General features: G+C 58.0%; 6 protein-coding genes. 1 reads left to right on the plus strand and 5 read right to left on the minus strand.

What is annotated here, in order from left to right; translation table 11 throughout:
• The coding region (gene dxs / locus QZ377_RS11955) for a 1-deoxy-D-xylulose-5-phosphate synthase (protein WP_291441380.1) at positions 1-1,679 on the plus strand (1,679 nt) is incomplete at its 5' end.
• A 610-nt stretch (positions 1,680-2,289) separates the two neighbouring features.
• Here the strand turns inward: dxs and tilS are convergent.
• The 5 genes from tilS to QZ377_RS11980 form a co-directional block, all read right to left on the minus strand.
• Positions 2,290-3,426, minus strand: a complete 1,137-nt coding sequence (tilS, locus tag QZ377_RS11960) for a tRNA lysidine(34) synthetase TilS (RefSeq protein WP_291441381.1) — start codon at positions 3,424-3,426, stop codon at positions 2,290-2,292.
• A 625-nt stretch (positions 3,427-4,051) separates the two neighbouring features.
• On the minus strand, positions 4,052-4,387 hold the full coding sequence (locus QZ377_RS11965; protein ID WP_291441382.1) for a hypothetical protein: 336 nt from the start codon (positions 4,385-4,387) through the stop codon (positions 4,052-4,054).
• Positions 4,387-5,679, minus strand: coding sequence for a glutamyl-tRNA reductase (gene hemA / locus QZ377_RS11970; protein WP_291441384.1), 1,293 nt, complete (start codon positions 5,677-5,679; stop codon positions 4,387-4,389). The genes QZ377_RS11965 and hemA overlap by 1 nt, the downstream gene beginning before the upstream one ends.
• Before the next feature lie 14 nt (positions 5,680-5,693).
• The gene (ccsA, locus tag QZ377_RS11975) at positions 5,694-6,521 is read right to left on the minus strand and encodes a cytochrome c biogenesis protein CcsA (protein WP_291441386.1); all 828 of its coding nucleotides are present in this window, start codon (positions 6,519-6,521) and stop codon (positions 5,694-5,696) included.
• Positions 6,508-7,212, minus strand: coding sequence for a bifunctional precorrin-2 dehydrogenase/sirohydrochlorin ferrochelatase (locus QZ377_RS11980; protein WP_291441388.1), 705 nt, complete (start codon positions 7,210-7,212; stop codon positions 6,508-6,510). Before QZ377_RS11980 ends, ccsA begins: the two co-directional genes overlap by 14 nt.
• Positions 7,213-7,305: the final 93 nt, after the last annotated feature.

Genomic DNA, 7,305 nt, shown 5'->3' on the forward strand with positions numbered 1-7,305 from the left:
AGGCCTACGCCCACAAACTGCTTACCGGCAGGGCGCAGCAGTTCCATACCTTGCGCTCTTTTGGCGGTATTTCCGGTTTTCCGCGCATGGCTGAAAGCCCTCATGACCATTTTGGCGTGGGGCATTCCTCCACATCCATTTCTGCCGCTTTGGGCATGGCCTTGGCCCGCGACCTTTCCGGGCTCAAGCATCACGTGCTTGCCGTGATCGGCGACGGTTCCCTGACTGCCGGAGAAGCCTTTGAAGGGCTTAACCTTGCCGGCCATATGGGGCGCCGGCTTATTGTGGTGCTCAATGACAATGAAATGTCCATTTCGCCCAATGTGGGGGCGCTTTCGCTTTTCCTGAGCCGCACACTTTCGCGGCGCTGGGTGCGGCAGACCCGTAAAGAGGTTCTCAATTTTTTGCGCTCCATACCCCGTATCGGCCAGAAGCTGGCTATATACGCCATGCGTGGTGAGTGGAGCTTCAAGTCTTTCTTTACGCCAGGCATGCTGTTTGAGGCGTTTCGTTTCAACTATATCGGCCCCGTGGACGGGCATGACCTGCCGAGCCTGCGCCGCCATCTGCAAATGGCCGCTGCTGTCGAGGACGGCCCCGTGCTGCTGCATGTGCGCACGCAAAAAGGCAAGGGCTATGCCCCGGCAGAAAAAAATCCGACCCTTTATCACGGGGTAGGCCTGTTTACGCCTGAAACCGGGCAACCTGTTCCTTCCACAGCCAAGGTGCCGTCATTTACCGGAATTTTCAGTAAAACCCTGGTGGAGCTTGCTGAAAATGATGAAAGAATTATAGCGATTACGGCTGCCATGCCCGAAGGAACCGGTACTGACAGCTTTCGTCAGCGTTTTCCGGACCGCTTTGTGGACGTGGGTATTTGCGAGCAGCATGCCGTAACCTTTGCCGCCGGGCTTGCCAGCCAGGGGTACAGGCCGGCGCTTGCTATTTATTCCACATTCTTGCAGCGTGCTTACGATCAGGTGGTGCACGACGTCTGCATCCAGAATCTGCCGGTCACTCTTTGCGTGGACCGCGCAGGGCTTGTGGGCGAGGACGGGGCTACCCATCACGGAGCCTTTGATATCGCCTATCTGCGGCATATCCCGCAAATGAGCCTGCTGGCTCCGCGCAATGAGGACATGCTGCGCCATTGTCTGTTCACCTCCCTGAATCATGACGGCCCCTGCGCGCTGCGCTATCCCAGGGGCGCGGGCTTTGGCGTGCCTTTTGACGGCCTGCCGCGCCTGCTCACTCCCGGCAGGGGGGAACTGCTGCAGGACGGGGAAAATATCGCCATTATTGCCGTGGGCAACCGCGCTCACCCCGCACTGGAGGCGGCGGCGCAGGTGGAACAGGCGCTGGGCTTCCGTCCGCTGGTTTTTGATCCCGTGTGGCTCAAGCCTTTGCCTGAAGAACAGCTCGCTTCCATCGCGCGCCGTTTTGACCGCATACTTTTTGTGGAAGAGGGTATTCTGGCTGGCGGTTTTTCTTCGGCAGTGCTGGAATTTTATGCGGACAAAGGCCTCTTGCGCGGCCAGCGCATCAAACGCCTTGGTCTGCCTGACAGCTTTGTGGAACACGGCAGCCAGTTGCGTTTGCGTGAACTGGTGGGCCTGCGCACAAAGAATATTGCTGCGGCCATTGTGGAACTGGCAGGGCAGAAGCAGAAGAGCGCATAGAAAAGCGGCTGAATTACATGTACAAAAGTGTTTTCGTGCGGCAGTGATTGGTAAGAGTATTTTGCCGGCACGTTGTGTTACGCAATAGGCTTGTTCGCAAGCCAGGTTTATTCATAAAGCAGGCAGCCGCCGGGAGTGTGTATTCCCAAGGCTGCCTGCTTTTATATGTTTTTGGGCTGTATGTTTGGGCAGTTCGGGAGCGGGTAGTATCTGAAAAGCATCAGTTGCCTTCATTGGGGTATTGCGCGGGGGGGCAATGGTGCTTTTGTGGGCGGACAGTAAAGATGGGAACTGTTTGTCCCTCAAGAGAAAAATACCGACCTTTCAGGCAGGAGAACCTTTGCTTTATTCTTCATATGGCCGCCCGGCGGGCAGGCGGTACAAACAAGGAACAAAGAAAAAATCCCCGCGCCCGTTAGGCGGAAAAATCCCTTCTCGAAGGGCAAATCTTTTCCTCATTTTGCCGCGCGAACATAAGCGCCATAGCTTGCCGCACAGGCGTTTCCCGCCCGGCACATAGCACCGTCCACCAATGCTTGCCGCACAGACGAGGCCGAAGTAATTATAAAATTTATATATCTCAAAGGCAAAATGTTCTGGCAGAACAGCTTCATACCGGGCCGGGGCGGCCAAAGCGGATGCTCCCGCCCTTGAGGTGAGCTTCAATACCCCCCGGCAACTGAAAAAGCGTATTGCCGCGCCCTTGCTCCAGGGCTTGATCCAACGCCAGCAATGTTGCTGCCCTGGCCTGCCCTGCGGCTGTTGTTTGCCGTGCTCCGTTGTCTGGCAGAGGCTCATCTTCCGCGCTTGCTGCGGAACACAGGCACTGCACTGCCCGCATGTAAAGGCGCAGGCGGGCCGCAGCAGGCAGCGAGCGTAAAAGGGCGCGGGGCAGGGTGAGCGCTGTATGGGACCGTTGCCCGTTCAGGCCGTTCTGTTCAGGCTGTGGCGTTTCTTCCATATGCCAGGGATTGTTGCGCAGGGCGGCATCCAGTGTTTCCTGCCAATAGGCTTTGTCCAGGTCGGCAAGTTGCCACAGGTTGCCCAGGCTGCGGTCCAGAGCGGGGTTTTCCGCCCGCAGCAGCGGCAGTACCTGAAGCCGCAACCGGTTGCGACGATATTCGGTACTTTGGTTGCTGGCATCTTCGCACCAGTCAAGGCCGCAGTGCCGCAAGAGGTCTTTGAGGGCCGAGGGATCGCAGTGCAGCAGGGGGCGCAGCAGGCGGCGTTTGTCGTCCCGCGCCGGCATGCCGCCAAGGGCAGGCCAGCCCGTGCCGCGCACAAGCCGCAGCAGGATATCTTCGCTGAGGTCTTCGCGATGGTGGCCGAGGGCGATAAAGTGCGCGCCGCTGGTCTGGCGCTCTTTTTCAAGCAGGGCATAGCGCAAGGCGCGCCCTGCCTCTTCTTCACCCATGCGGCAGCGGGTGGTCATGCCTTGCACATCAGCCTCACGCACGGCACAGGGCATGCCCAGGGTGCGGCATGTTTTTCGCGCATGTGCTGCATCAGCCCCGGCTTCGGGCCGTAAGCCATGATTGATGGTCAAGCCCTGGAGCCTCAGGTTCAGCCGGGGGGCAAGCAGGGAAAGGATGAGGGCCAGCGCTGTGGAATCCGCACCACCGGAGAGGGCCAACACAAGGCTTGAGCCGCGCGGCAGGGCCAGATGATGCAGGCAGAAGCGCTCCACTTCAAGGCAGAGCAGGGCGGAGGCACGGGGGAGGTCCTGCAGGCGTGGGGGCTGATTCATACTTGTACTCGAGCCTTGTTTGCGGGCTGTGCCTGTGGGCGTCAACGAGCTGCGGGAGCTGGCCTCTGTAGGGTAGTCAGCGTTTGAAATGCTTTGTGGGGGAGGGCCAGAAGCAATGCCTTCCGGCATAACACTGTCTCAAATTTAAGCGTTTTTATTATGGCATTACGCTGAATGGCCTGGTAATCGCCGGTCCGAACAGCAAGCAGCCGATGACATTGCTCCGTCGGGCTGATAAGCACCGGTATGGGCAGCAACCGGGCAAAACAAAAATTGCGGATGGTATTGTGCGGCACGCAGGGGGACACCCAGCCAAAGGGAGGGAAGCTCCCGCAGCAAAAGACGTTCAACCCTCGCAAAGTGACGGAAGCGGGAAAGCCTGGTGGGGTGTTCCAGGGGAAGTGCGGAGGAGTCGCTGAGGAGGGCAGCCCCTGACCAGGCCTCTATCTGCTGTCCGCCGCGCAGGGGGCCTAAACAGGTAACAAAAAAAACCTCGCGCCCGCCGGGCGGCAAAAATTCTTTCCCGAAGGCCCAAAGCCCTTTTCTCTCTCACCCCGCCGGGCAGGCGCACACCACCCACAGCGCAAGCGCATCCCATCGTGCAGGCAAAAAAATATCTGTTCTATCAGACGCTGATGCCAAGATCAGCAAGCATCTGCTCAAGCCAGGCAATCATGCGGGCGCGCAGTTCCGGCCCGGCGTAATGCACACATTCGCACCGCATGCGTCCTCTGGCCCGGACCAGCAGTTCCAGCCGCAGAGATTCTTCTTCAAGCTCCAGGCCAAAAACGTGCGGGCCACAACTTTCGGCATGCTCTTTTTGCAGGCCGGAAAGCAGGTCTGCGGGCGCGGGCAGCCAGTACAAACCCTCAAGACCGGCTTCAAGCTCCATTTCTTTGAGTCTGGCGGCTATTTTTGCCGTGTCTTCGGGCGTGAGGTCGTCGATGCCGTACCAGCGCATCAGTTTTCCTCCGAGTAAATACAGCCTGTTTTATCCAGATTGAAAATACGGCGCATTATGCTTATGCGCGGCCCGTTGCCTTCTTGCGACATGCCGCCGTGTTTCAGAAACATGATGGGGTCGTGGTTGAGCTTGCGCACCAATGCGCCCGCCATGGCTTCAAGGGCCTCACGCGTATTGTCGTCCACAGGGCCGAGACGCTTGAGGGTTTTTGCCAGTTCTTCTTCTGCGGCGCGCTGGCCTTTTTTGATGAGGTCCACAATGGTGGGCTGCATGTCCAGGCTGGCAAGCCAACGCGAAAACTGCACCACTTCCTCATTGACGATCTGTGCCGCCTTGGCCGCCTCATCGCGGCGGGTGGCAAGGTTTTCCTCAACAACTTCCTTGAGGTCGTCAATGTCATAAAGATACACGTTGTCCAGACCGTTAACGTCGGGGTCAATGTCACGGGGAACAGCAATATCAATAAAAAACATGGGCCTGTTTTTACGGGCCTTGAGTGCGGCGCGAATGTCGCGGGCGCGGATAATGGGTTCCTGTGAGCCGGTGGAGGTGATGATGATGTCCACATCCAGCAGGTGGCGGGGCATATCTTCAAAAGGGATGGCATGCCCGTTGAACTGTTTTGCCAGTTCTTGCCCGCGCACAAGGGTGCGGTTGGCTACAAGTATGTCGGCAATCCCGGCCTGGAGCAGGTGCATGGCGGCCAGTTCGGCCATTTCGCCCGCGCCTACAAGCATGGCCTTGTGTTCGCGCATGTCGCCGAAAATGCGTTTTGCCAGTTCCACTGCGGCATAGCTGATGGAAACCGCGCTGGAAGCCACGGCGGTTTCAGTGCGCACCCTTTTTGCCACCGAAAAAGCTTTGTGCAGCAGTCGGTTGAGGATGACTCCCGTGGCGCGGCTTTTAACGGCCTTGCGGTAGGCGGTTTTTAGCTGGCCGAGAATCTGGGGTTCGCCCAGCACCATCGAATCCAGGCTTGATGCCACGGAAAACAGATGCCGTACCGCCTCAAGGTTTTTATGCACATAGACGTAGGGCCTGAGTTCCTCAACATCGCTTTCGCGCGCTCCGGCCCAGTTGCGCAGCACTTGTTCCGCCACTTCGCCGGTTCCGGCGGCCAGAATTTCCACGCGGTTACAGGTAGAGAGTATAATACTCTCGCTCACCGCGCCGGTACATGGCAAAGCCCAGTGTTCCTCATCGCAGTGATTGGCCAGGGCGAAGCGTTCGCGCACATCCACTCCGGCGGTGCGGTGATTCAGGCCCACAAGAAAGATATCACAGTCCATAGTTCATGCCCAAGTCAGCGCCGGATGAATGCGTGGTGCGTCTCCATAAAGGTATTCACCACAATGATTGAAAAAAGACACAAAATAAAAATAAAAACAGCCAGTCGTGCCGGTTTTCGGCCTCTCCACCCCTTGGTGATCCTGTTGTTGAACAGTACAGAAAACAGCATCCAGATGACGATGCTGATCACTTCCTTGGGGTCGCCCGTAACTGTAGCGCCAAATACGGGTTTGGCCCATACAAGGCCTGAAATTATGCCCAGTGTATAAAGAGGGTAGGCCACAACCGTAGTGAAGGCATTGATTTTGTCAAGCATGGTGAGGGCGGGCATGTCCTGCCAGAAACCCTTCATGTATTGCTTGCTCTTGATGCGCGCCTCCAGAAAAAGAAAAAGCGCTCCGGCCGCAAAAGCCAGGGCCAGCAGGGCCAGGCTCAGAAAAAGCGTGCCGATGTGCAGGGCGTAAAAAGGGGCCTTGAGCGAAGGCGGAACCTGCACCACTGCCTCAAGGTACGGAGCCGACATGGCAAAAAGCATGAGACCCAGAGGAGAGGCAAAAATAAGCGGGGCCTCCTGCCGGAGCTTACCCCAGGCCACAAGCCCGCATAAAACCACAAACCAGGCCATAAGCTGGAGGTATGCCCCAAGGCTCAGCCCGCCGGGCAGGGCCTTGTGAAAACCCGTGGCCAGAGAAATGGTCTGAAAAATAAAGCCCGCGCCCGCCAGCCAGCAACCAAGTTTTCGCCAGAAAGGGCTGCGCGCGACCATGCCGACTATGCCGGACACGCTGGCAAGGCCATAGAGCAGCAGCGTGACGCCGGTGGAAAATTCAGGGGAGATCATAAAGTAACTCCGCTATATGAGCGTGCAGTTCCGTTGGCAACTCCGCCAACAGCCACTGGCGGCAGTTTTCCATTTCCTTTTCCTCCAGCCATTGCTGCAGGGGGGAGGCCGCCAGTTTCCGGAACAGCTCGGTATTCTGCCCTGTCTCGCCGCCCAAAGCAAGGACAAGCGGCCGCAGGCGACCCATCAAACAGGCCATGCGCGCCCGCGGGGCCAACCAGCAGGCAAGCTCGTCTTTCCAGCGCCGGGCCAGGGCCGGGCTTGCGCCACCTGTGGAAAGAGCCGCCGCCAGGGGTGTTTTGCGGGCCACTGCGGGAACCTGAAAACTGCCTTCTTCCGGGGCGCTTGCGCAGTTGCACAATACGCCGCTGCGGCGGCAGATGGCGGCGATGCGCCTGTTTTCCGCATCATTGCCTGTTGCGGCAAACACAAGGGCCATGCCCTGCATGTCGTTTTCCACGCAGGCGCGGCGTTCAAAATGCACATTGCCCTGGCGCAGCATGTCTTGCAGGGCTGTATCGCCGGGCGAAGGTTCGTCAATATCCAGCACAAGCACAAAAGCCGGGCTGCACGCCAGCACTCCCTCCAGCTTGCGGCGGCCCACCTGACCAAGACCCGCCACAAGGCAGCGCATTCCTGCAAGGGAAAGAAAAAGTGGATAAAAAGCCGTCCTGGCTGCGGGCATTTCCATAGGGAGTCCATTGTGTAGCATGATGCGAAAAACCGTATGTCTTTTCGATATATGTATATGATACAGCAGCCTTCACGTTTTGCAAAGGCCCCG

The sequence above is a fragment of the Desulfovibrio sp. genome, assembly GCF_019424165.1.
Classification (GTDB): Bacteria; Desulfobacterota; Desulfovibrionia; order Desulfovibrionales; family Desulfovibrionaceae; genus Desulfovibrio.